Origin of the sequence: Mucilaginibacter robiniae (genome assembly GCF_012849215.1) — a bacterium.
In the GTDB taxonomy this organism is placed as follows: domain Bacteria; phylum Bacteroidota; class Bacteroidia; order Sphingobacteriales; family Sphingobacteriaceae; genus Mucilaginibacter; species Mucilaginibacter robiniae.
Window position 1 is genome coordinate 928,379 of sequence record NZ_CP051682.1, and the last position, 25,075, is coordinate 953,453.

Annotated in this window: 24 protein-coding genes; 16 read left to right on the plus strand and 8 right to left on the minus strand. The window is 41.0% G+C overall.

The window, feature by feature from the left end:
- The first annotated feature begins 59 nt into the window (after positions 1-59).
- The 3 genes from HH214_RS04190 (at position 60) to HH214_RS04200 (ending at position 4,897) form a co-directional block, all read left to right on the plus strand.
- Positions 60-2,540 carry a YfhO family protein gene (locus tag HH214_RS04190; protein WP_169606150.1) on the plus strand — a complete coding sequence of 827 codons (2,481 nt, stop codon included), beginning with the start codon at positions 60-62 and terminating at the stop codon, positions 2,538-2,540.
- Positions 2,541-2,746: 206 nt separating this feature from the next.
- On the plus strand, positions 2,747-3,562 hold the full coding sequence (locus tag HH214_RS04195) for an enoyl-ACP reductase FabI (RefSeq protein ID WP_169606151.1): 816 nt from the start codon (positions 2,747-2,749) through the stop codon (positions 3,560-3,562).
- Between the two features lie 123 nt (positions 3,563-3,685).
- Complete coding sequence (locus HH214_RS04200; protein ID WP_169606152.1) at positions 3,686-4,897, plus strand: carboxypeptidase-like regulatory domain-containing protein; 1,212 nt, start codon at positions 3,686-3,688, stop codon at positions 4,895-4,897.
- Positions 4,898-4,952: 55 nt separating this feature from the next.
- On the opposite strand, the gene HH214_RS04205 is transcribed toward HH214_RS04200, so the two are convergent.
- Positions 4,953-7,487: an ATP-dependent Clp protease ATP-binding subunit gene (locus tag HH214_RS04205; protein ID WP_169606153.1), complete on the minus strand. Its 2,535-nt coding sequence runs from the start codon at positions 7,485-7,487 to the stop codon at positions 4,953-4,955.
- A 436-nt stretch (positions 7,488-7,923) separates the two neighbouring features.
- On the opposite strand from HH214_RS04205, the gene HH214_RS04210 reads away from it, so the two are divergent.
- The 3 genes from HH214_RS04210 to HH214_RS04220 all read left to right on the plus strand — a co-directional run bounded on the left by HH214_RS04210 (position 7,924) and on the right by HH214_RS04220 (position 10,539).
- Entirely contained in the window at positions 7,924-8,652 is a 729-nt protein-coding gene (locus HH214_RS04210; protein WP_169606154.1) for an SDR family NAD(P)-dependent oxidoreductase, read from the plus strand.
- An 88-nt stretch (positions 8,653-8,740) separates the two neighbouring features.
- Complete coding sequence (locus HH214_RS04215) at positions 8,741-9,940, plus strand: family 1 glycosylhydrolase (RefSeq protein ID WP_211166303.1); 1,200 nt, start codon at positions 8,741-8,743, stop codon at positions 9,938-9,940.
- 71 nt (positions 9,941-10,011) lie between these two features.
- The gene (locus HH214_RS04220) at positions 10,012-10,539 is read left to right on the plus strand and encodes a hypothetical protein (RefSeq protein WP_169606155.1); all 528 of its coding nucleotides are present in this window, start codon (positions 10,012-10,014) and stop codon (positions 10,537-10,539) included.
- A gap of 11 nt (positions 10,540-10,550) precedes the next feature.
- On the opposite strand, the gene dinB is transcribed toward HH214_RS04220, so the two are convergent.
- Complete coding sequence (dinB, locus tag HH214_RS04225; RefSeq protein WP_169606156.1) at positions 10,551-11,735, minus strand: DNA polymerase IV; 1,185 nt, start codon at positions 11,733-11,735, stop codon at positions 10,551-10,553.
- 184 nt (positions 11,736-11,919) lie between these two features.
- On the opposite strand from dinB, the gene HH214_RS04230 reads away from it, so the two are divergent.
- The 3 genes from HH214_RS04230 to HH214_RS04240 all read left to right on the plus strand — a co-directional run bounded on the left by HH214_RS04230 (position 11,920) and on the right by HH214_RS04240 (position 14,230).
- Entirely contained in the window at positions 11,920-12,357 is a 438-nt protein-coding gene (locus HH214_RS04230) for a 2'-5' RNA ligase family protein (protein WP_169606157.1), read from the plus strand.
- Between the two features lie 228 nt (positions 12,358-12,585).
- Positions 12,586-12,948: a response regulator gene (locus tag HH214_RS04235; protein WP_169606158.1), complete on the plus strand. Its 363-nt coding sequence runs from the start codon at positions 12,586-12,588 to the stop codon at positions 12,946-12,948.
- 181 nt (positions 12,949-13,129) lie between these two features.
- Positions 13,130-14,230: a PAS domain-containing sensor histidine kinase gene (locus tag HH214_RS04240; protein ID WP_169606159.1), complete on the plus strand. Its 1,101-nt coding sequence runs from the start codon at positions 13,130-13,132 to the stop codon at positions 14,228-14,230.
- 17 nt (positions 14,231-14,247) lie between these two features.
- Here HH214_RS04240 and HH214_RS04245 read toward each other — a convergent pair whose 3' ends face one another.
- Both HH214_RS04245 and HH214_RS04250 read right to left on the minus strand, forming a co-directional pair.
- Complete coding sequence (locus HH214_RS04245; protein ID WP_169606160.1) at positions 14,248-15,354, minus strand: Gfo/Idh/MocA family protein; 1,107 nt, start codon at positions 15,352-15,354, stop codon at positions 14,248-14,250.
- A 75-nt stretch (positions 15,355-15,429) separates the two neighbouring features.
- A complete protein-coding gene (locus HH214_RS04250) occupies positions 15,430-16,119 on the minus strand; it encodes a S24 family peptidase (RefSeq protein ID WP_169606161.1) in 690 nt (229 codons plus the stop codon).
- A 549-nt stretch (positions 16,120-16,668) separates the two neighbouring features.
- Between HH214_RS04250 and HH214_RS04255 the strand changes: the two genes are divergently transcribed.
- Positions 16,669-17,088, plus strand: a complete 420-nt coding sequence (locus HH214_RS04255) for a hypothetical protein (RefSeq protein ID WP_169606162.1) — start codon at positions 16,669-16,671, stop codon at positions 17,086-17,088.
- A gap of 56 nt (positions 17,089-17,144) precedes the next feature.
- Here HH214_RS04255 and HH214_RS04260 read toward each other — a convergent pair whose 3' ends face one another.
- The 4 genes from HH214_RS04260 to HH214_RS04275 all read right to left on the minus strand — a co-directional run bounded on the left by HH214_RS04260 (position 17,145) and on the right by HH214_RS04275 (position 19,191).
- On the minus strand, positions 17,145-17,690 hold the full coding sequence (locus HH214_RS04260; protein ID WP_169606163.1) for a hypothetical protein: 546 nt from the start codon (positions 17,688-17,690) through the stop codon (positions 17,145-17,147).
- A gap of 45 nt (positions 17,691-17,735) precedes the next feature.
- Positions 17,736-18,230 (minus strand): TspO/MBR family protein, encoded by a 495-nt coding sequence (locus tag HH214_RS04265; RefSeq protein ID WP_169606164.1) that lies wholly within the window; start codon positions 18,228-18,230, stop codon positions 17,736-17,738.
- A gap of 72 nt (positions 18,231-18,302) precedes the next feature.
- A complete protein-coding gene (locus tag HH214_RS04270) occupies positions 18,303-18,818 on the minus strand; it encodes a GNAT family N-acetyltransferase (protein WP_169606165.1) in 516 nt (171 codons plus the stop codon).
- 37 nt (positions 18,819-18,855) lie between these two features.
- Positions 18,856-19,191, minus strand: coding sequence for a hypothetical protein (locus tag HH214_RS04275; RefSeq protein ID WP_169606166.1), 336 nt, complete (start codon positions 19,189-19,191; stop codon positions 18,856-18,858).
- Positions 19,192-19,463: 272 nt separating this feature from the next.
- Here HH214_RS04275 and HH214_RS04280 point away from each other — a divergent pair, with 272 nt between their 5' ends.
- The 6 genes from HH214_RS04280 to HH214_RS04305 all read left to right on the plus strand — a co-directional run bounded on the left by HH214_RS04280 (position 19,464) and on the right by HH214_RS04305 (position 25,042).
- Positions 19,464-19,937 carry a terminase small subunit gene (locus HH214_RS04280; protein WP_169606167.1) on the plus strand — a complete coding sequence of 158 codons (474 nt, stop codon included), beginning with the start codon at positions 19,464-19,466 and terminating at the stop codon, positions 19,935-19,937.
- A 172-nt stretch (positions 19,938-20,109) separates the two neighbouring features.
- Positions 20,110-21,318, plus strand: a complete 1,209-nt coding sequence (locus HH214_RS04285) for a PBSX family phage terminase large subunit (RefSeq protein WP_169606168.1) — start codon at positions 20,110-20,112, stop codon at positions 21,316-21,318.
- Between the two features lie 95 nt (positions 21,319-21,413).
- The gene (locus HH214_RS04290) at positions 21,414-22,139 is read left to right on the plus strand and encodes a hypothetical protein (protein ID WP_169606169.1); all 726 of its coding nucleotides are present in this window, start codon (positions 21,414-21,416) and stop codon (positions 22,137-22,139) included.
- A 204-nt stretch (positions 22,140-22,343) separates the two neighbouring features.
- Positions 22,344-22,790, plus strand: coding sequence for a hypothetical protein (locus tag HH214_RS04295; protein WP_169606170.1), 447 nt, complete (start codon positions 22,344-22,346; stop codon positions 22,788-22,790).
- Between the two features lie 89 nt (positions 22,791-22,879).
- Positions 22,880-24,109, plus strand: coding sequence for a hypothetical protein (locus tag HH214_RS04300; protein ID WP_169606171.1), 1,230 nt, complete (start codon positions 22,880-22,882; stop codon positions 24,107-24,109).
- Positions 24,110-24,118: 9 nt separating this feature from the next.
- Positions 24,119-25,042, plus strand: coding sequence for a hypothetical protein (locus tag HH214_RS04305; protein ID WP_169606172.1), 924 nt, complete (start codon positions 24,119-24,121; stop codon positions 25,040-25,042).
- Positions 25,043-25,075: the final 33 nt, after the last annotated feature.

The window sequence follows — 25,075 nt, forward strand, 5'->3', positions numbered from 1 at the left end:
CGTTCTGATTATCGCTTAAATTTATATTTTTGGGAGATTTTTATCTTTTCAAAAAATAAATGAGCAACTGGTTTAAACGCAATGGCATCCATCTGGCCATTATCGGAGTTTTCATAGCACTCGGTTTCTTTTACTGCGCCCCGGTTTTTCAGGGCAAAGCTTTGTTTCAAAGCGATGTGATGCAGGCCCAAGGCATGCAAAGAGAAATCATGTCGGTAAAGGAAAAAACAGGCAAAGCACCTTTATGGACCAATAGCATGTTTGGTGGTATGCCTGCCTACCAAATTTGGGTTCCTTACCCTACTAACGTAACTACGTATGTTATTTCAACGCTAAAAGCCGTTTTCCCTAATCCGGTTGATACCATTTTACTGTATCTGGTTGGCGCTTACTTTTTATTGTGTGTATTACGTTTAAACCCTTGGCTGGCAGCAGCAGGCGCTATAGCCTACGCATTTTCATCGTACAACTTTATCATTATTGATGCGGGGCATGCTAACCAAGCTTATGCTATAGCCTTTTTTGCCCCTATTATCGCTAGTATTCTGCTGGCATTTCGTGGTCGGCCATTATTAGGCGCTACATTAACAGCGTTCTTTTTGGCAATGGAAATCCGTACCAACCACATTCAGATGACTTATTATCTGATGTTGGCTATCTTAATCTGGGTAGGTATTGAATTGTATCATGCCATTAAAGAGAATCAAACCAAGCCGTTCTTTAAAGCTATTGGTTATTTAGCAGCAGCTACCGTGCTGGCAGTAGTAGTAAACGCAGCTATGCTATGGACTACTTATGAATATGGTAACGAATCTATCCGTGGTAAATCAAACCTGACTCAGCATACTACCGAACCATCGAACGGCCTGGATAAAGATTATGCTTACCAATACAGCCAGGGTATAGGCGAATGCTTTACCTTTTTAATTCCGAATGCTTATGGTGGTACCAGCAGTGGCCCAACCAACAGCGATTCAAACGTATTGAAAGTATTAACTGACAAAGGCATTGACCCTAACCAGGCACAAAGCTTAGCACAACAGTTCCCGTTGTATTGGGGTGATAAGCCTATTATTGGCGGTCCGTGGTATTTTGGTGCAGCCGTATGCTTTTTATTTGTACTGGGCTTGCTGATTGTGAAAAACCGACTTAAATGGTGGTTGTTAGGCGCTACTTTATTGAGCTTACTGCTATCTTTCGGTCAGCACTTAACGTTTATATCCGACTTATTCTTTAACTATTTCCCATTATATAACAAGTTCCGTACAGTTGAATCTATACTGGTTATTGCGGCCTTGTGTTTTCCGGTGCTGGCCTTTATGGCCATACAGGAAGTTATTTCTTCTACCGACAAAAGCTTTATTTTCAAAAAAGTTAAACTGGCCTTGTACATCACCGGCGGTTTAACCTTGTTAATGATTGTGGTGCCAAGCGTGCTGTTAAGCTTTAAATCGCCGGAGCATCAAAACTTTGTTGCTCAATTAACCCAAATGGCTGGCGGCGATAGTGCTTTTGCTAACAATCTGGCTAATGCGCTGGTGCAAGATCGTATCTCGTTAGAGCGTGCTGATGCTATACGTTCCTTAATTTTTATCCTGATAGCCTTTGGCTTGCTGTGGGCCTTTGTAAAGCAAAAAGTAAATGTTACGGTACTATCTATTGCCTTTTTACTGCTTACGCTAGTAGACATGTGGACTGTAGATAAACGTTACTTGAAAGACAGCAACTTTGTAGATAAAGAAGATTTACAGCAAAGCTTTCAGCAACGTGAGGTTGACCAGTTCATTCTGCGTGATACCGACCCCGATTACCGCGTATTTGATGCGACTTTATCACCTACCCCATTCTCTAATGCTACGGCTTCTTACTTTCACAAAACCGTAGGTGGTTACCATGCGGCCAAGTTAAAGCGTTTCCAGGAGCTGATTGAAAGCCAATTTTCAAAAAGCGTTAACCAGGATGTGCTGGATATGCTGAATACCAAATACATTATTACTGCCGATCCGAAAACACAAGCAGTAGGTATGCAGGTAAATCAAACCGCTTGTGGCCATGCATGGTTTGTAAAAAGCGTTAAGTACGCTAAAAATGCTGATGAAGAAATGCAAGCCATCAGTAGCTTTGACCCTAAAAACGAAGCCATTGTTGACGAGCGTTACCATAACCTGCTGAACAATAAAATTACCTCATTAGATGAAGCAGCTACCATTAAACTTCTTAGCTATAACCCTGATCATTTAGTTTATGAAACCGGTTCAACCACCAACCAGGTAGCTGTGTTTTCAGAAATCTATTATGATAAAGGCTGGAAAATGCTAATTGACGGCGTTGAAAAACCTTATTTCAGAGCTGACTACGTGCTGCGTGCTGCTGAAATTCCGGTAGGTAACCACAAGATTGAATTTGTTTTCCACCCAACATCATACTACACTGGCGAAGGCATTTCATTAGCTGGTTCTGCAGCTCTGGTACTGCTGTTAGTAGGCGTAGGTTATGCCGAAAGCAAAAAGAAAGGTCCTTTATTAAACAAAGAGGCATAAGCTTTTGCAGAGTTCCTTTTTAATTTAAATACTCTTTATAAAAAAGCACCCGTTATGTATTACCAACATAGCGGTTGCTTTTTTATTTTATAGCTATAGGGTAACGCTTTACTCAACTGCAAACCCACTCGAATCTGTTGTATTTGATTTTCAACTAACTGATAAATAATTTTTACCTTTACCCCCCAATTAACAATATTTAAATTATGGCTTATAATTTACTGAAAGGTAAAAAGGGCATTATTTTTGGCGCCCTGGATGAAAAATCAATTGCCTGGAAAACCGCCCAGCGCTGCAAAGCCGAAGGCGCTGAACTGGTACTGACCAACGCTCCTATTGCTCTGCGCATGGGAACCATCAATAAACTGGCCGAAGAGGTAAACGCACCGGTTATTCCGGCCGACGTAACCAGCGAAGCTGATGTAACCAACCTTTTTGAAAAAACCATGGAACATTTCAATGGTGGGGTTGATTTTGTGCTACACTCTATAGGTATGAGCATCAATGTGCGTAAAAACATTCCATACACCGAAAACAACCTGGAGTTTACGCACAAAGGTTTAGATATATCGGCCGTTAGTTTACACCGCGTATTACAAGCTGCCATGAAACTGGATGCCATTAACGAGTGGGGTTCGGTAGTAGCTTTAACTTACATTGCTGCACAACGCGTATTCCCGAACTACAATGATATGGCTGATGGTAAAGCTATGCTGGAAAGCATTGCCCGTAACTTTGGCTACTACTATGGTGTTCAGAAAAAAGTAAGGGTAAATACCATTTCCCAATCTCCTACCCTAACCACAGCTGGTTCAGGCGTTAAAGGAATTGATGGCTTTATCAACTTTGCAGAAAAGATGAGTCCGCTGGGTAATGCCAATGCCGATAACTGCGCTGATTACTGCGTTACTATGTTCTCTGATTTAACCAAAATGGTAACTATGCAAAACCTTTTCCATGATGGTGGTTTCTCTTACACTGGTGTTACGCCAGAGGTGATTGAAAGCATGAGCAAAGAATAAGGCTACTTAACCATAATACTAAAAGAGGGTTCCCGTAAAACACGAACCCTTTTTTAGTGAATAATTTTCTTCCAGTCTACTGAACTAAAACAAACATAACTAAAAATTTAGTTATGTTTGAATATGTATAAGTCCATCCTCTTTTTTTTGGCTCTGCTGCCCTTATTTTGCCAAGCACAATTAACCGTATCGGGCAAGATTATCAATGCTGCCGATAAGCAGCCTGTAGCTAAAGCCAGTATATTTTTAAGTAACACTACCGTTGGTACTACTTCGGCAGATAACGGTAATTACAGTATGGTTAATGTAAAACCAGGTCAGTACACCTTGGTTGTATCAGCAGTGGGCTACGAAACCTACAACTATAACCTAGCAGCTAATGCCAATGTTACAGCTTTGAACATTGAATTAAAACCCACATCTATCGAGTTGAAAGATGTAGTGATAAAGCCTGATAAGGAATGGGAACAAAATTATGCAGCTTTCAAAAACGAGCTCTTTGGTCCCTCACCTGCTGCCCAGGAGTGTAAAATTCTGAATCCCGAAATGCTGGACCTGACTTATGACAAGGTACATAATCGTCTGCTGGCAAAATCTTATGATTACCTGGAAATTGAGAACCGCGCACTTGGCTACAAACTGCATTATAAGCTGGAAGATTTTGAGCGCGACTATCGGGATAATAGTTATTATCATCAATGGTCGGTGCTGTTTGAGGACCTGAAAGGCAGCAAATCGCAGCAACGTAGATGGAATAAGAACCGGATTAATGCTTATTTAGGTTCCAGCGAACATTATTACCGCTCGGTCCTGAACCATCAGACAGAAAAAGAAGGATTTAAAACGCTCAGACTAATTAGAAAAGATAATCCTAAACGGCCTACAGACAGCCTGATTAAAGCGAAAATGCATCACTTTATGCTTGTACAAAGTGCTCATAAAGTTCATGGTAAAATAGTAGCTAATGACTCATTGACCTACTGGGCTAACCAATCAGCAATACCTAAAATTGTACAGTACCTGATTACCACGCCACAGCATACTGACAGTTTGCTTCATCGCACGGATGTAACCGGATTGTATGCACTAAGCTTTAAAGATTGCTTATATGTGCTGTACACTAAAAAGCATAATACCACTACCATGTCTAACCTGCCGATGAACGCGCCTGATAATTTAACTTCTATTGTTACCCTTACCGACCCCTACTTATTTTTTGACACAAACGGTGTAGTAGCCAACCTTCACGGCTTTGTTTATGAAGGTGACTGGGCAGCAAGGCGAGTAGCCGATTTACTTCCGGTTGATTATGAACCACCTGTTAAAAAGCCATGAAATAAAAAAGCCGCTAAGTTATAGCGGCTTTTTTATTATTATAGTAAGCAAGCGTTTATTCTTGCTCTTCAGTTTCTGGTGTTTTGCTTTCACCGCTCTTTTTGGCAGTGATTACAATTTTGTCGGCTTCTTTGTCAAAGTCAACTTCCATTACGTCACCTTCGGCTAGTTCACCTTTCAGAATCTCTTCTGCAATAGGATCTTCCAGGTATTTCTGGATAGCTCGTTTTAACGGACGGGCACCGAAGTTCTGGTCATAACCGCGGTCGGCAATTACTTCCTTAGCATTATCAGTCAGCTCGATAGTATAGCCTAAGCCATTTACACGGCCGAACAATGAAGCCAACTCAATATCGATAATTTTGAAGATGTCCTCTTTGGTTAAAGAGTTGAACACAATCACGTCATCAATACGGTTCAAGAACTCAGGAGCAAAAGCACGCTTCAACGCATTTTCGATCACACCTCTGGAGTGTGCATCAGCCTGGTTCAGTTTAGCAGCTGTGTTGAAACCAACACCCTGACCGAAATCTTTCAACTGCCGTGCACCAATGTTTGAGGTCATGATGATGATGGTATTTCTGAAATCCACCTTACGACCTAATGAGTCAGTTAATTGACCTTCGTCAAGCACCTGTAACAGAATGTTGAATACATCCGGGTGAGCTTTTTCAATCTCATCCAGCAATACCACTGCATACGGTTTACGACGTACCTTTTCAGTTAACTGTCCGCCTTCTTCATAACCTACGTAGCCCGGAGGCGCACCTACTAAACGTGATACGGCAAATTTTTCCATGTATTCGCTCATATCAATCTGTATCAACGCATCCTCAGTGTCGAACATAAAACGGGCAAGCTCTTTAGCCAGCTCGGTTTTACCAACCCCTGTAGGACCTAAGAAGATGAATGAACCAATTGGTTTCTTCGGGTCTTTCAAACCGGCACGGGTACGCTGTATAGCTTTAGTCAGCTTTTTCACAGCATCATCCTGGCCGATGATTTTGCCTTGGATAGCAGTGCTCATGTTCAACAGTTTCTGACTGTCGCCTTGTCCTACTTTCTGTACCGGAATACCGGTCATCATAGCTACTACTTCAGCTACGTTATCTTCAGATACGGTGTAACGTTTTGATTTGGTTTCCGCTTCCCAAGCAGCTTTAGCTTGTTCCAGCTCTTCCAGCAAATGTTTTTCAGTATCACGCAGTTTAGCAGCTTCTTCATATTTCTGGCTGCGTACTACCCGGTTTTTCTCAACCTTAATCTGCTCAATCTTTTGCTCAATATCCAGAATGTTTTGAGGCACATGGATATTGGTTAGGTGAACGCGTGAACCGGCTTCATCTAAAGCATCAATTGCCTTATCTGGTAAAAAGCGGTCGGTAATGTAGCGTGAAGTTAAAGCCACACAAGCCTGAATAGCTTCCGGTGTATAAGTTACACCGTGGTGCTCTTCATATTTATCTTTAATGCGGGTCAATATCTCAATGGTTTCATCAGGCGAAGCTGGTTCAACCATTACTTTTTGAAAACGACGGTCTAAAGCGCCATCTTTTTCAATATATTGACGGTATTCATCCAACGTAGTAGCACCAATGCATTGAATTTCACCGCGAGCTAAAGCTGGTTTAAACATGTTAGAGGCATCCAGTGAACCTGAAGCGCCACCAGCACCCACAATGGTATGAATCTCATCAATGAACAGAATTACATCCGGAGATTTTTCCAGCTCGTTCATTACGGCTTTCATACGCTCTTCAAACTGGCCACGGTATTTAGTACCTGCCACCAATGAAGCCAGATCAAGTGTTACTACTCTTTTGTTAAACAGTACACGTGATACTTTACGTTGTACAATGCGCAGTGCCAAGCCTTCAGCAATAGCTGATTTACCCACACCCGGCTCACCAATCAGGATTGGATTGTTCTTTTTACGACGGGAAAGAATTTGCGATACACGCTCAATTTCTTTCTCCCGACCTACAATAGGATCTAAACGGCCTTCTTCAGCAGCTTTCGTTAAATCGCGGCCAAAGTTGTCAAGTACCGGAGTTTTTGATTTAATATCAGATACCTTTTTAGGCTGGCTGAATGATTCTTCTTCTTTAAAGTCATCATCACCACCAGTAGATGAACCCGGCATTTCATCAGTAATATTTTTGTGTGATTCTACTTCATGTTTAAATACTTCATAGTTCACATTAAACTGCATCAGCAGTTGTGAGGCAATATTATCTTCATCACGTAAAATAGACAATAGTAAATGTTCAGTGCCTATGATATCGCTTTTAAATATTTTTGCTTCCAGATAAGTGATTTTAAGTACTTTTTCGGCTTGCTTGGTTAATGGTATGCTACCGATATGTACATTGGTTCCAGTTGTGCCTTTTACGGCATCTTCAACGGCGCGGCGAAGTTTTGCAGTATCCACCTGCAAACCTTTCAGCAACTTGATAGCTATGCCATCACCGTCGCGAATAAGTCCCAGTAAAAGATGTTCAGTACCGATATAGTCGTGGCCAAGGCGAAGGGCCTCTTCCCGGCTATACGAGATCACATCTTTAACACGGGGCGAAAATTTAGCTTCCATATAGTACCTTTCTAAAGATTTTTGATAACAACTATATACAACAGAAAATGATGAATACAGAGATACTTTATATTATCAACAATATTGCCAAGTTGTACAATGTGCCTATTTAAATTGTTAATTAATTGTAATCTCCGTGTCTGCCTTCCTCAAATGCAATTTAAAGGCGTTTTAACAAGTATTTAACGCGTGTTTTACCTCTTAAATACATTTGCAATTTAGTATTTGATTTAAATTGTTCAAGAAAGTTTAACAATATTAAGTCCAAGCCTTCAAATCTCTTAAGCATTCCGCAATTTCGTCAGGGCTTATGCCAATAAGACATTAGTTATTTAGGCAAGCATTTGCCTGTACTTAATCCTGCTAAAAACATTTTTAATTTGTAATTAAAAACCGCTGGTATAATTTATGGTTATACATCAAACTATTTCTCAAGATGCGATTTACCAATAAAGTTTGCCTAGTAACCGGCGGCACATCAGGCATAGGTCAGGCTACCTGTTTTCAACTAGGTCGTGAAGGGGCCATTGTAATTGTAATTGGCCGGAATGATGAAGAAGGCGCACAAACTGTAACTCAAATTGAACAAAGCGGCGCTGAAGCGCAGTTTATTAAAACTGATATCGGCAACGCCGACCAGGTTAAGCAATGCGTAGATACAGTGATTGAAAAATACGGCAGAGTGGATGTATTAGTGAACAATGCTGCCATGATGACCTTTACGCCCATTGTAGATTTATCTATCGAAGACTGGGATAACTTGATGAATGTGAATCTGCGTTCTACCTTTTTATTTTGCAAATACTGCCTGCCGCACATGAATAAAGGTTCAGTGGTTAACGTAAGTTCGGTACACGGGCATGAAACTACGCCGAATGTATTGCCTTATGCTGCCAGCAAAGGTGGCACCGAAGCATTTACCCGCGGCCTTTGTTTAGAATATCCTTCCAGCCAAGCCCGGTTTAACTGCGTAGCGCCTGGTGCGGTAAACACACCTATGCTCTGGAGCAATCCGAACGTAAAAAGCGGAAAAGAAAAAATTGAAGGAGAAGTAGGTACACCCGAAAACCTGGCAGCGGCTATATGCTTTTTAGCTTCAGATGAAGCTGCCTATGTAAATGGCACTACCCTGGTGGTAGATGGTGGCCGTTTAGACCGGTTGTAATTAGAGATTAGCCTTTATTAAGGCACCTGCTTTACCATTCAGCCTATTTTGAATTGCCTTTGTACAACACAAAGGCTAAACTTATACAATGAGAAGTACATTCATGTTCAGCACGGGTATTGAAAACAGTTACCCAACAATAAATATAAACGGCAAAAAAGTACGGGTTGATGAACTGGAAAAAACCGGCCATTACGAACGCTGGAAAGAAGATTTTGCCTTAGTTAAAGAAATGGGGATTGATTACCTGCGCTATGGCCCTCCCTACTACAAAGTACATACCGGCCCTGGACAATATGACTGGAGCCTGGCTGACGAAGCTTTTGCAGAACTGAAGCGACTAGACATTTGCCCGATTGTTGACCTTTGCCACTTTGGCGTACCCGATTGGCTAGGTGATTTTCAGAATACGGATTTTCCGCAGTATTTTGCTGAGTATGCCAAGGCTTTTGCCGAACGCTACCCTTACATTATGTTGTACACGCCCGTGAATGAAATTTTCGTGGCGGCCATGTTTTCGGGTCAGTATGGCTGGTGGAACGAGTGCTTAAGCAGCGACCGTTCATTTGTAACTGCACTCAAAAATTTGTGCAAAGCCAATGTAATGGCCATGCATGCCATATTATCTGTACAGCCTGAGGCTAGCTTTATTCAAAGTGAATCGTCAGAGTACTTTCACCCGGAAGACCCAAGCTGCCGTCATTTGACTCATTTCTTGAATGAAAAACGCTTCTTATCGCTTGATTTATCCTACGGACATCCGGTAAGTGTAACTATGTACAAGTATTTGCTTGATAATGGCATGACCGATCAGGAATACACCTGGTTTCATCAAAACCAAGTAAAAGCCAAATGCATTATGGGTAATGATTATTATGTCACCAATGAGCACCTGGTACATGCGGATGGCAGCACATCAGCATCGGGCGAAATATTTGGTTACTACATTATTACACAGCAATATTATAACCGCTACAAGTTACCAGTTATGCACACAGAAACCAACATTGCTGAGCCCCAGGCTGTAGCCTGGCTAAAAAAAGAATGGGCCAACCTGTACCGGTTTAAGCAAGACGGTTTCCCGATTGTAGGTTTTACCTGGTTCAGTTTAATTGATCAAGTAGATTGGGATTCGGCATTGCGAGATGATGCGGGCCGTGTTAATGCTTTGGGTTTATATGACTTAGACCGGAAAATACGCCCGGTTGGTGAGGCTTATAAGAAACTAATTGAAGTTTGGAGACCTGTGCTGGCCGAAGAAAGCTTTGGATTACAAACATATTTGTAAATGTAAGTTTTACACTATATCTTTACTTAACCCAGGGCAATAACCAATTGCTATAACCTAAAGTTAAAGAAATGAGAAGAGCGATAACAGCCATGTTGCTGATCATAGGCGCAGCCAGCTTAGCACAAAATAAAACAGCAGTTGCCGCCCCCGGCGATCAGCCTGTTTATTTTGTTGACTCTGTGCAGATTAATGAGGCTAACATGCCTTTGGTTGAACACATTGCTCCTCAAGAAATTGCCTCATTACAAATTGGTAACAATCCCAAATATCCACAAGGTTCTATCTACATTACCCTGAAAGATCATAGCTTATTGGATAAGTTACTCAAGGATAAACTATTAACCTTAGCTGATATTACTGAAAAAAATATGCCTGGTCAAAAAAAGCAAATTATCTATTTGGTAGATAATAAAATGCTGACAGATACTTCAGGCATACGCATTCCATCAAACTATGTTAAAAACGTTAAAGTAGTAAAGGCTAACGAAACCCCTTATTTTAAAACTACCTTCCCGAAAGCAGTTATTGTGATGATCTCTACCAAGCCGGAAGAAATGCATATCAGAGGCGGTTTAGTGGCAGAAGATATAGAATAAAAGGTTAATCATTACTTTCCGGGATGAAAGGGATTAAAATTACGTTGTTCAATTTCCATACCGGCCGCACGGCAAATAGTTTTATTACCGTATTTAAAGTTAATATCATCCATAGCTCTATATAGCTTAATTTGCTCTTCACTATCTTCAAATAGGTTAATCTGATAATTGCCACTGCAAAGCTGACTGAGCTTCACACCTATTAAGCGAATAGGTCGGTGCTGGTTCCAGGCTTGTTTTAGCAGCTTTTTAATAGCCGGTATCAAAATGTGCTCGGCCGAAGTATAAGGTATTTTTTCCTGCAAGGTATGCGTTTCAAAATTTGCATACCTAATTTTGATCGCTAAGCATGCGGACAGCTTATTTTCACTACGCAGTTTAAAAGCTAACTCTTCTGTCATAGAAATCAGCAGCGTTTCCAAAGTACGTTTGTTAGCCGTATCAGCATCAAAGGTATGCTCGGTTGAAATAGATTTCCGATCGCTGTGCGGTATAATTTCACTATCATCTATACCTTGCGCCTTTTCCCAAATAGCACGCCCCCACTTACCTAACAAACTTTCCAGAAAGCGTACATCCACTCGTTGTAAATCACTGATTTTTTCAATACCATAGCCATACAGTTTTTGACAGGTTTTTTCACCCAACATAGGTATAGTACTAATGTTGAATGGCGCCATAAACGCTTTTTCCTCTCCATGCTTTACCCACAATTGCCCGTTAGGCTTAGCCTTGTTGGTAGCCATTTTAGCCACTGTTTTACCCGAAGCCATTCCGAATGATATAGGCAGACCAGTTTCATGAATTACCCGTTGCCGCAGTTCAGTAGCCATTTGATAAGGGTCATAGTATCGGTCCATACCGGTTAGGTCAATATAAAATTCATCAACTGAGGTTTTCTGGTACAGCGGCACAGCATCATGTATAATACGCGTTACCTTGCGTGAAGCATCCGCATAACGCTCATAAGTGCCACGTATAAAAATAGCGTGCGGACATAATTGAGCGGCTTGCCTGGATGGCATTGCCGAGTGTATGCCATACTGCCGCGCCTCATAACTACAGGCAGCTACCACGCCCCGTTCTGCCGAACCGCCGATGATGACCGGTTTACCCACAAGCGCCGGATTAAACAACCGTTCTACCGATACAAAAAAAGAATCCAAATCAATGTGAACGATGTAACGCTTAAGCATAAGCAACAAATTTAAAAATGCATTTGCTTTTTTGCTAATTATTTTAGCATTTTTGTTTGCTCAACATTTACCTGTTATGCATTGCTGTGATTATTTGTTTTTGCTGCCTCCTACCAATTCGCTAAAGTTTAAAGTTAGCTGCTTTAAACAGTTGGCCGGCCATATTATAGGTCCTTATAAGGGTATGCAAACGCAGGCTCATTTAACTATACATGAGTTTTCACGCAAAAACCCTGGCCATATTCAGGAGTTTGTTCAACAGCTGTATCCTAAAATTAATAATATGCCACCCATTACTTTCCAGATTGATAATTTTTCGAGTTTTAAACATGGTGAGGAAAGCAGAACCCTTTATGCAGCCATAAAGCCTACTTATAAAACAGATAACTGGCTGGCCTTATTCAAACAGCATTTAAATGTAGGTGAGGTAATTACCCCACATGTTACCGTGGCTAAAAATATTTCTATTGATCAATTTTTACTGCTATGGCCTATATTTACCAATGAATTATTTCAGGAAAAATTTATAGCCGACCGGCTCATGATTCTGGAAAGAGAATCTTTGAAGCCTGACTGCAAGTGGAAAATTTATCGCGAACTATATTTTAGGAAAAACGTTTAACCGCCAATATTCTTAATAACAAATTAAAATGCGCTGCATTGTAAAAAAAGCCTGACACACAGATATTAATAAAGCAGCTATAATTATTAAATGATAAATATTTGCAACTTTGCAGCTAAATCGGCAAGCTATAAGTAGTAATTATTCTAAAGCGTAGCGAAGTATTGTATTAATAATATACTTACTTTTGTTTATTATAAAATTAATTTAACCAATAATACAAACCTGGTGAAAATTGTAGTAGTTGAAGACAACCCAGACATTCGTGATATTATTGACTACATTTTAAAAGATGATGGTTATGAAGTAATATCCTCTGTTGATGGTAGCGTTGTCAATCAATTCAGTGAAGTTAATCCTGACTTGGTATTAATGGACGAATTGCTGCCCGGCCCGCGTGGCAGTCAATTATGTCAACAAATTAAATCTGATGAGCAAACACGCCATATTCCGGTAGTACTGGTTTCTACCATGCCCCACCTGGATAAGTTGGCAGAAAAATGCGGCGCAGATGGTTATCTGGAAAAGCCATTTAACATTAGCGCACTGGTTGAACTGATCAGAAAATACGCTCCGTTAAACGGTAATTGATTATAATTTTTCTGCAACAATTAAACTGTTTGTAGAAGTACTGGACCATCACTTAGCACAACCCTGTGCATCAGTAAGTTGTATTACCAGTTTAATCCCACATCTTACTCCTTATTCGAATAATTAATTGGTTTGGTAAGAAAAATATACTAAGTTTATTTTACCTAAACTAATTACACCTATGCAGTTGCTTGGCTTTTCTGATACTTCAAATTTACCACCTCCGCAGTTGGTTGTTGATTCGCATTTACAAGCCGCCATGAACCATATTCATTTAGGTTTTTGGGAGCTGGATTTAAAAACTTTGCATTTAACCTGCACGGCCAGTTGTAAGCAAAACTTCGGATTACACCCGTATGCTGACTTGAGCTACGAACGCTTACAATCCATCATTTATGAAGAAGATTTGCCATTGATGCAGCAAAATTTGGCGCAAGTTATCAGCCGGCAAAAAGAATTTTATTACGCCGAGTACCGTATTAACCATCCTGATGGTACCCTGCACTGGATACAGGCAGAAGGCTTATTGATAACAGAACAAGATACCCCCGTAAAGCTTGCCGGCACCACGTTAGACATTACCCCACGCAAATTATCAGACTTACGCAAAGATGAGCTACTCAGCATTGTTACTCATGAAGTGAATACGCCACTAACCAGCATACAAGGCTACTTACAACTGCTGGACCGCATGATTAAAACAACTGACCAATCAGCCAAGATGGGACAAATTATTCAGCGCACAATGCAATCGGCCGAGAGACTTAAAAACATCATTCATGATTATTTTATCCATACGCAAAGCACCATTTACCAACCGAGCTTGCGTATGCAAATTTTCAGATTAGATGAGTTGCTTAATGAAATTACCGACCATGTACAAGCTATTACCTCTAGTCATGAAGTACAACTTCCTGAAAGTTTGCCTACTGTATGGATCAATGGCGACCGGCAGGATTTAGGACAGGTAATCAATAACTTGCTTATCAATGCTATTAAATATTCTCCCGGCCGGCAGATAGTTAAGGTAGATTTAATGCTTGCCGAAGCTACTGCCACGTTAAGCATACGTGATTATGGCATGGGCATAGCCACCCAAAACCTGGGCAACCTATTCAAAAAAGCCTACCGGGTTGATTATGATTCGGCAGTGAAAGGAACTGGTATGGGTTTATACATTTGCCATGATATTATTACCCGTCATGATGGCTATATTGGCGTTCAAAGTACGGAAGGTGAAGGATCTAACTTTTACTTCACCCTACCCATGATTACTGAATAGATTTTATTAATTCTCATTTATACCAGCTCACGCCGGCCTCCATGATCCAAACTACGGTAAATGGCTTCAATTACCTTCATATCTTTCAAACCTTCCTCACCCGGAACGCTGGTGGCCTGTCCAGATAGAACACATTGCGCAAAATTATCCATTTGTGCTGCCTGCTGTATCATGGGCGGATAGTTGAAAGTACCTTGAGTTGATTTGCCTTTTATGCCATTGTACGGAAAAGCCGGGTTCAGTTCAAAACCACCATGTTGCGCTGTGGCTTTCAGGCTGCTCCAATTATTATTATAGCTGCTTTTACATTGCGCCTTTAAACCGTTGGGAAACTCCAGTTCAAAAAACACAGTTTCGTCAACCTCTTTAAATAGTTCAGGCTTGGTTTTTTCCTGCCGGGCTGTAACTGCTAGGGGCTCCATACCGGTAGTATAGCGTGCCGCCTGTATGGTATAAATACCCATATCCATTAATCCGCCGCCACCAGCCAGTGCTTTTTTCAAACGCCAGGCATTCGGGTCACTTCCCCAAACAAAGCCGTTAGCGGCCTCAAATGCTGTAAGCTTTCCAAATACTTGTTTTTGCCCTAGCCTCATAGTTTCTTGGTGATATGGGTCAAAATGCAACCGATAACCGATAGACAGCATCCGGTTAGCTTGCTTACAAGCTGCAATCATATCCCGGCATTCCTGCGCACTTATAGCCATAGGCTTTTCACAAATGACATGCTTACCAGCTTTAGCCGCTCTGATGGTATATTCTTTATGCAGCGCTACAGGCAGCACCACATATACAATATCGATATCAGGATTATCTTTAATGCTATCAAAATTCTGATAGTTGTAGATGTTTTTGGCAGGTATATTATATTTCTGGCTCCAAGTTTCAGCTTTAGCAGGCGTACCGGTTACAATACCTGCCAAGTAGCAATGCTCGGTATGTTGTAAGGCTGGCGCCAGTTGCCCGGTGCTGTACATACCCAAGCCAACCAAGGCTATGCCTAACTTTTTGGCTGGCTTACCAGCGGCTAATGAAAGTAAAGACGGGCCAATAGTTAATGCACCGGCGCCTACGGCAACGTTATGCAAAAACTTGCGCCTTGATAATGGCTGTACAGGTTTCATAGTTAGATGGTTTATAACCAAATATAACGCTTTCGCTACCGAATACAGCAAGGGCTGGTTACAAAATCACGCTCCTCAGTGGTTGTGCTTTTTATGAATATCTTTAACCAAGCAAAGCTTCTTGATTTCGGAGCGCTTGATAGTAAACGGAGCATATTTCAATCGGCCGGCTACCATTTCGGTAGTATTGTCCGAATGGGCTATTACTTCATCTTCCTTATCGCCAATAAGCAAGCGTTTGTACATCCGGTAGTCGCCCCATTCAATGTAATACACCTCGCCAGGCAGTATTTTTTTATCGTGAATAATTTTGAGCGCCACCCAGCAGCCATTTTCCAGATAAGGGTACATGGAGTGCCCCCAAACAGGTAAGGCAAAATCACAATCTTCAATACCCGGAAAATACATGTGCCCTACGGGTTGTGTATCATTAATATCATTGTACACCTCCACCCCCGATGCCGTTGCCGTAACTTCATACATTGGGATACCTAGAAAAGGTTTGGCAGGTGCGGCAGGTACAACAGCGGTACCATCCAGAAATGCTTTATACTTCTCTTTAAAGGTGCGCAGCTTTTCTGTATCTATATTCTGCCTACTCTTTATAATTTCTGTAATCGAGCTGGGCGAGTTAAACCCTAAAGCTTCAGCAAGCTCAGCATTACCGTTAAAAGCCTTTCCTTTAAGCTGATTATAAAGAATGATAAACTCTAATGTTTCCGGTCGAACGGTTTTGATCTTGTTGGGCTTGGTTGCAATTTCCATAAAAAACAAAAATGTTAATAACTTCCCCTTGACATTAATAAAGAAATTTCTTTATTTTTGTTCTGTAACAATTCAAAGAAATACAAAATTCATGAAACCATCAAATATATTTTTCAACTCAGCTTAATACTAGGCATTTTACTCACTCAATCACTGCTTATATCTAAACCCTTTTATTACACTAAGATCAATCACTTACTTATATGTATCTCGCTTATTCTGCCTTCAGGAAAGAGAACCATCAAAGCTCAACCAAACCTTGTACCCGTTCATCTAAACACAGAACACATCAAGAAAAATTACGCTACCAAGGTTATCAAGCGGCTTGCCATAAATACCGGCATGAATTAGCTGCTATTCGGGAATATCTTCCAAACTGGCAACCTCAGTTCTGATTCAGGAACCTTGCTTTAGTAATTTTTTTATAACGGCAGGCAGCAACAAGTTTTACTCCTGCCAATTACCCTTGCAGCTATAAATTATAGCTATACCTCTTTCAAAGACTAAATTTCCATTACACCAACAATCACTTTTTAATAAAATATTCTAATGATTAAGTTAAATACCAAAACCCGTAATGAGCTATGGTGGCTTATTATTTCTGTAGATTATAATTATGGCCGCATTGCCATTGCTGACCACGAGCTTAATGGTCAGCACCTAATTTTGTGGCTGGAAGATAAACAGGATTACAAGAACACCTTAGATGAATGTTTGCAGCTGCATATTCCGGTAAAACAGTTTGCCAAATTCATTAAATCGAAAAAATTTAACAGTTATAAAGGTGCCCGTATGCACCCGCAGAAAAAATATGTATATACAGCTGAAATTTCAATCAGCGAGCCTTTACCCTGGTACCAGCAAGACGCCACTCCTACCGAACAACGCTGGGCACGTGAGGCATTGTTAAAGCACATACTGACGCAATTGGTAGAGAATGAATTGTACGATTGTGACCTGGATTTTTAACATTCATGTATGCCAATCAACATATATGACATAAAATTGAAATACTATCGCTTTGGCTAAGCTTTAGCAAAAAGCGATTTTAGCCCATCAAAAATGCTTTCGAAAAAGTTGGGAATGCTCAAGCCGTTATGATGGTTGAAATACAGGAAAATAACCAATACAATAGCTGCGATAATCAGGAACCGCTTAAACAAATATCCGGCAAAAATGATAATTAAAGGTATAGCCAGCAGCAACATCCAGCTGATATGCCAAGGGCTCAGTTTATCGCCATGCTTAAATACGTAGTATAAGATTGAATGCGTACCAGTAGTATCCTGATGGCGGACAAACATGAACGTAGAACGCTCAATTTTATGCCGGTAAAATGCGGTACCCTGTTGAAAATTCAGTTCGCTTTCAAAACCATTAATGGTAAAGTTGTATAAGCCATTCACGTTTTCTTGAATACGTTCCAGCGAATCGGTAGCTACTATGGCAATTTGCTCCTGTGCAAAAGGATTTTCCTTAATTACAAAATGACGGATGGGGATAGTATCAGCCCGGCAGATCATCAGGTTAATTAGTAACAAGGCAGCAGAAAGCCAGATTTTCTTCAGCATAACAACAATATTAGTCTGTTACCGGCAACATTACATCAATTAGCATTACCGGTTCAGCAGGTAAATATACAGATTTAGTGCAGAGGCATAACTAACCCATAATAAATACGGCACCAACAACCAACCAGCCACACGGCTGAATTTAGAAAAGTAGTAAATAGCGATGCCTATACTCATCCATAGCAGAGTAATAACAGCCAATGCGCCAGCTATTTGATGCAAACCGAAAAACACCATTGACCATGAAAAGTTAAGCACGAGTTGCACAACATAAATGAACATTGCCGAACTATACAGCTGACTTGAACTTCGCTTTTGCCAAACCAGCCAGGCTGCTATGCCCATTAAAATGTAAATGATAGTCCATACCGGGCCAAACAACCAATTAGGCGGATTGAATGCAGGTTTGTGCAAAGCAGCATACCAGCCAGCAATTTGCGGACGGGTAACCATCGAAGCCGTTATACCTATAGCTAAAGGAATAAGCAGGCTAATAACCAATGCTACAGTTTTAGATGGCTTAGGCGAGGTGGCATGCATCAGGCGAATTTATTTATGATAGCTTTGGTTTAACTATAATTAGTTACACAGCTTGGCAATACAAAGCTCTGTTTAAACCAGACCTGCTAAGCGCTTTTCATAGCACATAAAGCGCAACCCCGGCCGGAAAGCCAGCGTAATTTCACCAGCCAGATGATAACCTAGTTTCATGGATAGGTTTTGCATAGCACGGTTCACCGAATTAGTATCTAAAAATATACGTTGAATCTGGTGTTTGGCAGCTTCGGCTTCGGCTTGTTGCAATAAAGCGGCGGCTATACCCATACCCTGGTAATTAGGGTTTACAGCCAGCCGGTGTAATACAATGGCCGGTTCAGGAGTATTCCATTCGGGTATTTGGGCGTATTCAGGTTCTTTTTGGTCGGTAATAGCTAATACACCACCTATGGCACCATCCACATCAGCTATCCACAAGTAGTTTTGTGCTATATCTTGGGTAAAAACTTCGGTATTGGGGTAAGTATCATCCCATTGAGTATTGCCGCAGGCCTGCATGGCCGCAACCACCTCACGTATGGTTTGCATTAAAGGCACTAAATCAGCCAATACTGCCTGACGAATAATCATAATATTATAAGTATATGAAAGATGAAGATAATGATAGTTAAGACTCTTGCTTACGTTCTTTACCCGGACTACCCACTTCTACCAACTCTTCGCTAACCTCTTCGGCTTGTTCGGTAGTAGCATAGCTAAGCTTACGGAAACGCCAGATAGCAAAAGCCGGCTCTTGGTAACGGTTAATTAACCGGAAAAATTTAGGAAAATTATGTACTTCTTCCAACAATATGCCTGTGGCAATACCATCATTATCCAATATTTCGCGTATGGTATATTCTTTATCTCTAGTTATCCAGATTTCAAAGTCGCGGCGTATTTCTTCCGCTTTATCAGGGTCAATCTTATCGTTGATGCAAATTACTTTATCTCCGGGTTTCATAATATTACAAAGTTGAGCATTAGTTAGCAGTTTTTAACAGGCCTGCAAAAGCTTTTTATAGCAAATAACATTTCAATATGTTTTATAATACCTGTAATTATAATTGCAGCTTTGTTGTTACAGTGATACAATCATTAGCGCTACAACGTAAAATCAAATCGTTAACACTACCAACTCAATCGCTATCAATAAAATGCTAAAAATATTTGCATTTCTCAAATCAATGTTTTACTTTTACAAAACCTATATGCCATTCGGCACACTTATCATAAATGAAACGTAAATTCTTACTGTTTAATTCTACTAATGAATTAACACACCTTATCACTAAATATTTTAACTGGATAGAGGGTGAATACCACCTGGAAGATACTCCAGTAAAAACCACAGCAAAAAGCATTACAGAAACCATACAACAAAAGGTTTGGGATCGCGAACCACAACCAGCTACTTTAAGTGGCTTGGCTCTTTATCTGGGGTTTGAGAGCCGGCAAGCTTTTGAACAATACGAAACCAGTGGCCGCTTTGCTGCCATATTAAAACGAGCACGACTTCAAATTGAATCAGAGTACGAAAAAAAGCTACACTTTACTTCGGCTACCGGAGCCATTTTTGCCTTAAAAAGCATAGGCTGGACCGATAAAAGTGAAACTGATGACTACAGCAACTTGGCCGCTAACCTTAAAGTAGAAATACAGGTAACCGGTCCTATACCAGCAGGAAGCGAAAAAGAGGTGACTTTATAGTCTTGCTCCCCTACTCTACAAAGGGCCATTCAGCACACAGCCATCCGCAATATATATTCTTAACAAATTCCTTCCTCTGCCAGCAGAACTGTTGAATATAATGCAACACCGTACAATTGCAGGTTTCCTACACCTCATTTATAATCACTTTATTACGCTATAATTATCATAAATGCAGACTTCCATTTTATTTAAACATAACTATGCAGCCACAGCTCAGGTTGTGGTTAATCAAGGCGGTACCAGTTCAGGTAAAACTTATGCCATTTTGCAGGTACTTTTTGCATTAGCCTGTGAGCAGGAAAAGCAAATTATCACCATAGTCGGTCAAGACATACCTAATCTGAAAGCTGGCGCTCTGCGCGATGCTCAAACTATTTTTAGTCAATCGGTAACGTTGCAGCGGATGGTTAAACTATTTAACAAAACCGACCGGATTTATGAGTTTGCAAACGGTTCTTTAATGGAGTTTAAAAGCTATGGCAATGCTCAAGACGCCAAATCGGGCAAACGCGATTATTTGTTTGTAAACGAAGCTAACGGTATAGATTATGATATTTACACCGAACTGGCCTTGCGTACCCGCAAGCGTATTTTTTTAGATTACAACCCTAATGCCGCTTTTTGGGTGCACGACAAATTATTGGGCCGCCCTGAAGTGCAACTCATTATCTCCGACCATCGGCATAACCCTTTTTTGAGTGAGCAGATGCGCACCAAAATTGAGAGTTTACAACAAATTGATACCGAGCAGTGGAAGGTATATGCCCGTGGTTTAACAGGAAAGATTACCGGCTTGGTACTCACCAACTGGTTAGTTTGTGACCCTATACCTAACACAGCTAAACGCCTGGCTTGCGGATTAGATTTTGGCTTTACTAACGACCAGACCGGCGTTATTGAAGTGTTCATGCAAAATGGCGAACTCTGGGTAAACGAAATTCTTTATGAAACCAATCTGACCAATCCGGATATCTCAGTAAAGTTAAAGATAGCAGGTATTAGCCAACATACCGAAATTATTGCTGATAGTGCCGAACCCAAATCAATTGAAGAATTACGCCGCTTAGGGTGGAACATTGTTGGTGCCCGCAAAGGGCCCGATAGTGTAAAAAACTCAATTGATATTTTAAAACGTTACCCTATTAATGTAACCCGCAGCAGCATTAACCTGCGCCGTGAACTAGAAAGATACCAATGGAAAACTGATACTTCCGGTCGCCCCACTAATGAACCGGCTGATAGTTGGAACCACCTGATTGACCCATTACGCTATATAGCTTTGAACAAATTAAAAGTAGCAGGTTCGGCTAAAACCCAATCCAAGCTTCCACTGGTAGTTACTAAACCTCAAATGAGCGAAGTTTCAGACTTCTTATAATAATTACTGCTATTTATAGACAACATCTATAGCTGTAGTATAACTACCATTCATCTTTTAGTAACCGCTTTTCATTAATTACTATTTTATAAAAAATGATTAAAAAAACTATACCCGTTAACGGTGGCAAATTAACTATTCAGATTCCTACCCAATTGAATGAGCTACGGCTAGGGCAACTGATGCAAATGCAGGATACGTCTAATTTAACTGACTTGGATGCTATTCATATCCTATCGGGTGTGCCCTTACAGGAGTTAAAAAATGTGAGCAGCTTTATGGACTTGCAACAATTTAGTGAACCGATAGCTACGCTGGCACATGAGATAAAATACCTTTACAATGCCGAGGCTATTCCCAAACAGATTACTTTTTTGATAGAGGGCAAACCCCGCACCGTTCAGGTTATTAAAAACCTATCGGTTGAGCCAGCCGGTGCTTTCCTGGCAGCACGCGATTTGATTGCTGATGAAATAAACGCTCACATCAATCAATACGGTGAAGCTGATTGGAAAGATCAGTTCAACCCATCTTTAAAACTGTGCAGCCAGATTTTAGCGCATTACTTTTACACCCGGGCCACTGGTATGCCTTATGATGAGTACCAGGCCGCAGCCTTTACCGAACAGGTAGAGCAATTACCGGTTACTGATGCACTACCTATTGCCCGATATTTTTTTTTGAGCTATCCCAACTTATCGAAACCGAAAACCGGCTTTTGGCAACACCTGCTACAGCGCTTGAACAAAAAGCAGGCATCCGCGAGTTTGAAAAATTCCGATACGTCAATGCCGTCAATGCCCTGGCCAGTGGTGATGTAACCCGCTGGAATACGGTACTTAATCTGCCTTACAATACGGTACTCACCAAGTTGCTGCTCAATAAAACAGAAGCGGCTTTCCAGAAACGTTATGCTGAGTTGCTACAAGCACAAAAGTAAATTTTTGGTTCGTACTCAATTATTGGCAGGCTGGTGTACTTGCTATTATTTAATCTTCTACTCAATTCCTTTAATTACTAACCCTATGCCTATTCGCAATTCTATCGAGGCTGTTGTGAAAAACCTGAGCGGCAACCCGGCATTTGCCTATGGTACCGCTAACGAGCTAAATCAATTAGCCGACGATCAACAGTTTCCGTGCGTGTTTATGTACCCGCTGCAATCTATCGAACTCACGCCGGCACTGAATGGCTCTGTCGATAACATTTTCACACTTTACCTGGAATTTCTGTTCAAAACCGATTTTGACCAGTACACGGCCGATAATGAAACCTACATAACGCAGGCGCTACAATTAGCCAACGAATTTTTAGTAAAAGCGTCCACCTACCGTGAAGGAGAGGGGCGTTATTTCAAAATAAAAGCAGGCACTAAAGCCAAATGCTTACCAGTTTACAACAAGTACGATGTCAATACTACAGGCGTCAGTATTACGCTTAACTTAAACACCATGTATTTTGACCGGTTTTAAACTGTTTGTATACACTGCATCAATTTCTGGCTTGCTGCTATTATCGTTTGTTTCCTCATCTTCTATCACTTTCTTCTTTCCCACTTTGTATGTCTATCATTCCACAAATTTTTAAAGACAATCTTAAAACTATATCCGTTCCTCGTACAGATTGGGCAACCAACGACCAGTCACAAAGTCTACCTTCTAGTTTGGACATTATTGGCACTCGCCAGTACGCTGACGTTTATATAAAGCTAACAGATGAAAATGGATATGAAGTTGCAGGCAACTACGCATCAGTATCATACCAAGAATCTATAAACGGCATGGCTCAGCCTGTAAAAATGGTGCAGATACCTGGATCATTGTATCTTATTGGTGAGGAGATGCTTATTGAAGATACTACCGAGGACAGCTTTTTTACCTACGATATACATATTGTAGGCACCGTAACACCCAATATAAGCACTTATACGCCACCTGGTATTTGCGATGCCAAAATCAGCACCATCAGCATTAATAAAAAGGAAAGTACGGCAGGTGCGCACGATGGTCAGATTACCATATCGGCCAGTTCCACTCATTTGCCGCTACAGTACAGCTTAGATGGTAGTACTTATCAAAGCAGCTCTACCTTCAGTCAACTAGCCGGAGGAGCATACACGGCTTATATTGAAGATGCAACCGGCTGTACTGATATTTTAGCTTTTAACCTCGGTATTACAAACAGCCTGCTTACTGATGATCCAACAGTTGCGCTGAACGATGGTAACAGTAGCCGGTGGAATGCTGCTTTTAACCCGGTAGTGTTTACTTACCAACGTAAAGATTTTGAAGTAACCAGCATTACACCCAATCCGGCAACGCTCAACATTACGGTAACTATTAATGGTGTTTTAAGCACCATTATCAACGGCCAAACGGTCAGCTTAGCTAAAGGCGATCTGGTATATTTAAATGCCGGACCATACAACAACGTTTATCAGGTTTTACTTATAAATGCCAATGGCACTTTGGTATTAAATCAGCCTTATTTAAATAGTACAGGCATTAATATAAGCGGCTTTATGAATATTGATAAGCTGCGGCCTTATTACAAAGTCAAAACCCGAATCACTTATCAAAGCAAGCTAACCAGTCTAACAGAAGCCATTACCTGCACCCACCGCCCGAACAACAAGGGTTTGGTGAGGGCTGATTTATCCAGCTTTTTACAAAGCTTGCTGCGGGCCAAAGATGATAGTGATTTTACCCAAACCAACTTCAGGGATGATAACCTGAGCGCCAGCTATACCGTTAGCTATGCCGAAGAATGGGACGGGCAAACCAATCAGTAATATATTAGCTTGGATAACCCTTTTTATGTAGTGTATGCAGCTAAACAACTGGGCGATGTTTATGGTGGTAATTTGGCTGCTTATGTTCCTTTTAAAAGGGTACTATCTGCTAGTATGCGTGCACGTTGGGTTACCGATTTTACTGAACCTGCTTACAGCAACAGCTACCCTTTTGATATTGGTTTTATTTACAGTGAAGATTTAGCCGGCTTAGCCATTTACGCTGAAATTACGCCTTTGGATATTAACCGCAACCCTTTACCAAGCGGTGTACGAACTATCAACTTATTGAATGAAGACAGCTCCTTTTTACTAAATCAGGATGGCAGTCGGTTAGTTATTTACAGACAGCCGGAGCCTAGTCAGCCTATTACTTTGCCGGTGGCTGAATATATTGGCTTGAACCGTTTGCTGATTAACATACCTTTTACCAATCAGGTTTACTATTTCAATTTAGTGCTGAAGTATAATAATGCGGAGGGCGTTCATACCATCACGCAAACGCAAACCATCAGGATTGATAATGCGGTGGATGACCAATCGGTTTACCTGCGGTGGATTGGACTGACAGGTTGCTGGAACTATTATCGTTTTATATACAATCAGGAAGTGACGCTGGATGTGCAGAATGCTGTTATTGTTAAAAACTATGTGCAGGATTGGGCCGTTCAGGATAGCATTGAAGAAGTGATCAGCAAAAGTGCCGGGCAAAAGATGAAGGTCATGGCTGAGGATCTATCTGTAGCTGATATTAAAGGTTTACAGTCGCTCAAATACTCGCCTAAATTACAAATGCTCGTGAGCAAGAGTCCGGTGCAATGGCAAACTGTGGTGCTGAACACCGCCACCTTTGCCGAGTACGAAACCCGCAATGGTCAGGCGCCTTTTAGTGTAACTTTCAACCTGCCAAGTTTAAATATACAAACACAGTAATTCTAGAATTAAGAATCAAGAACCAAGACTTTT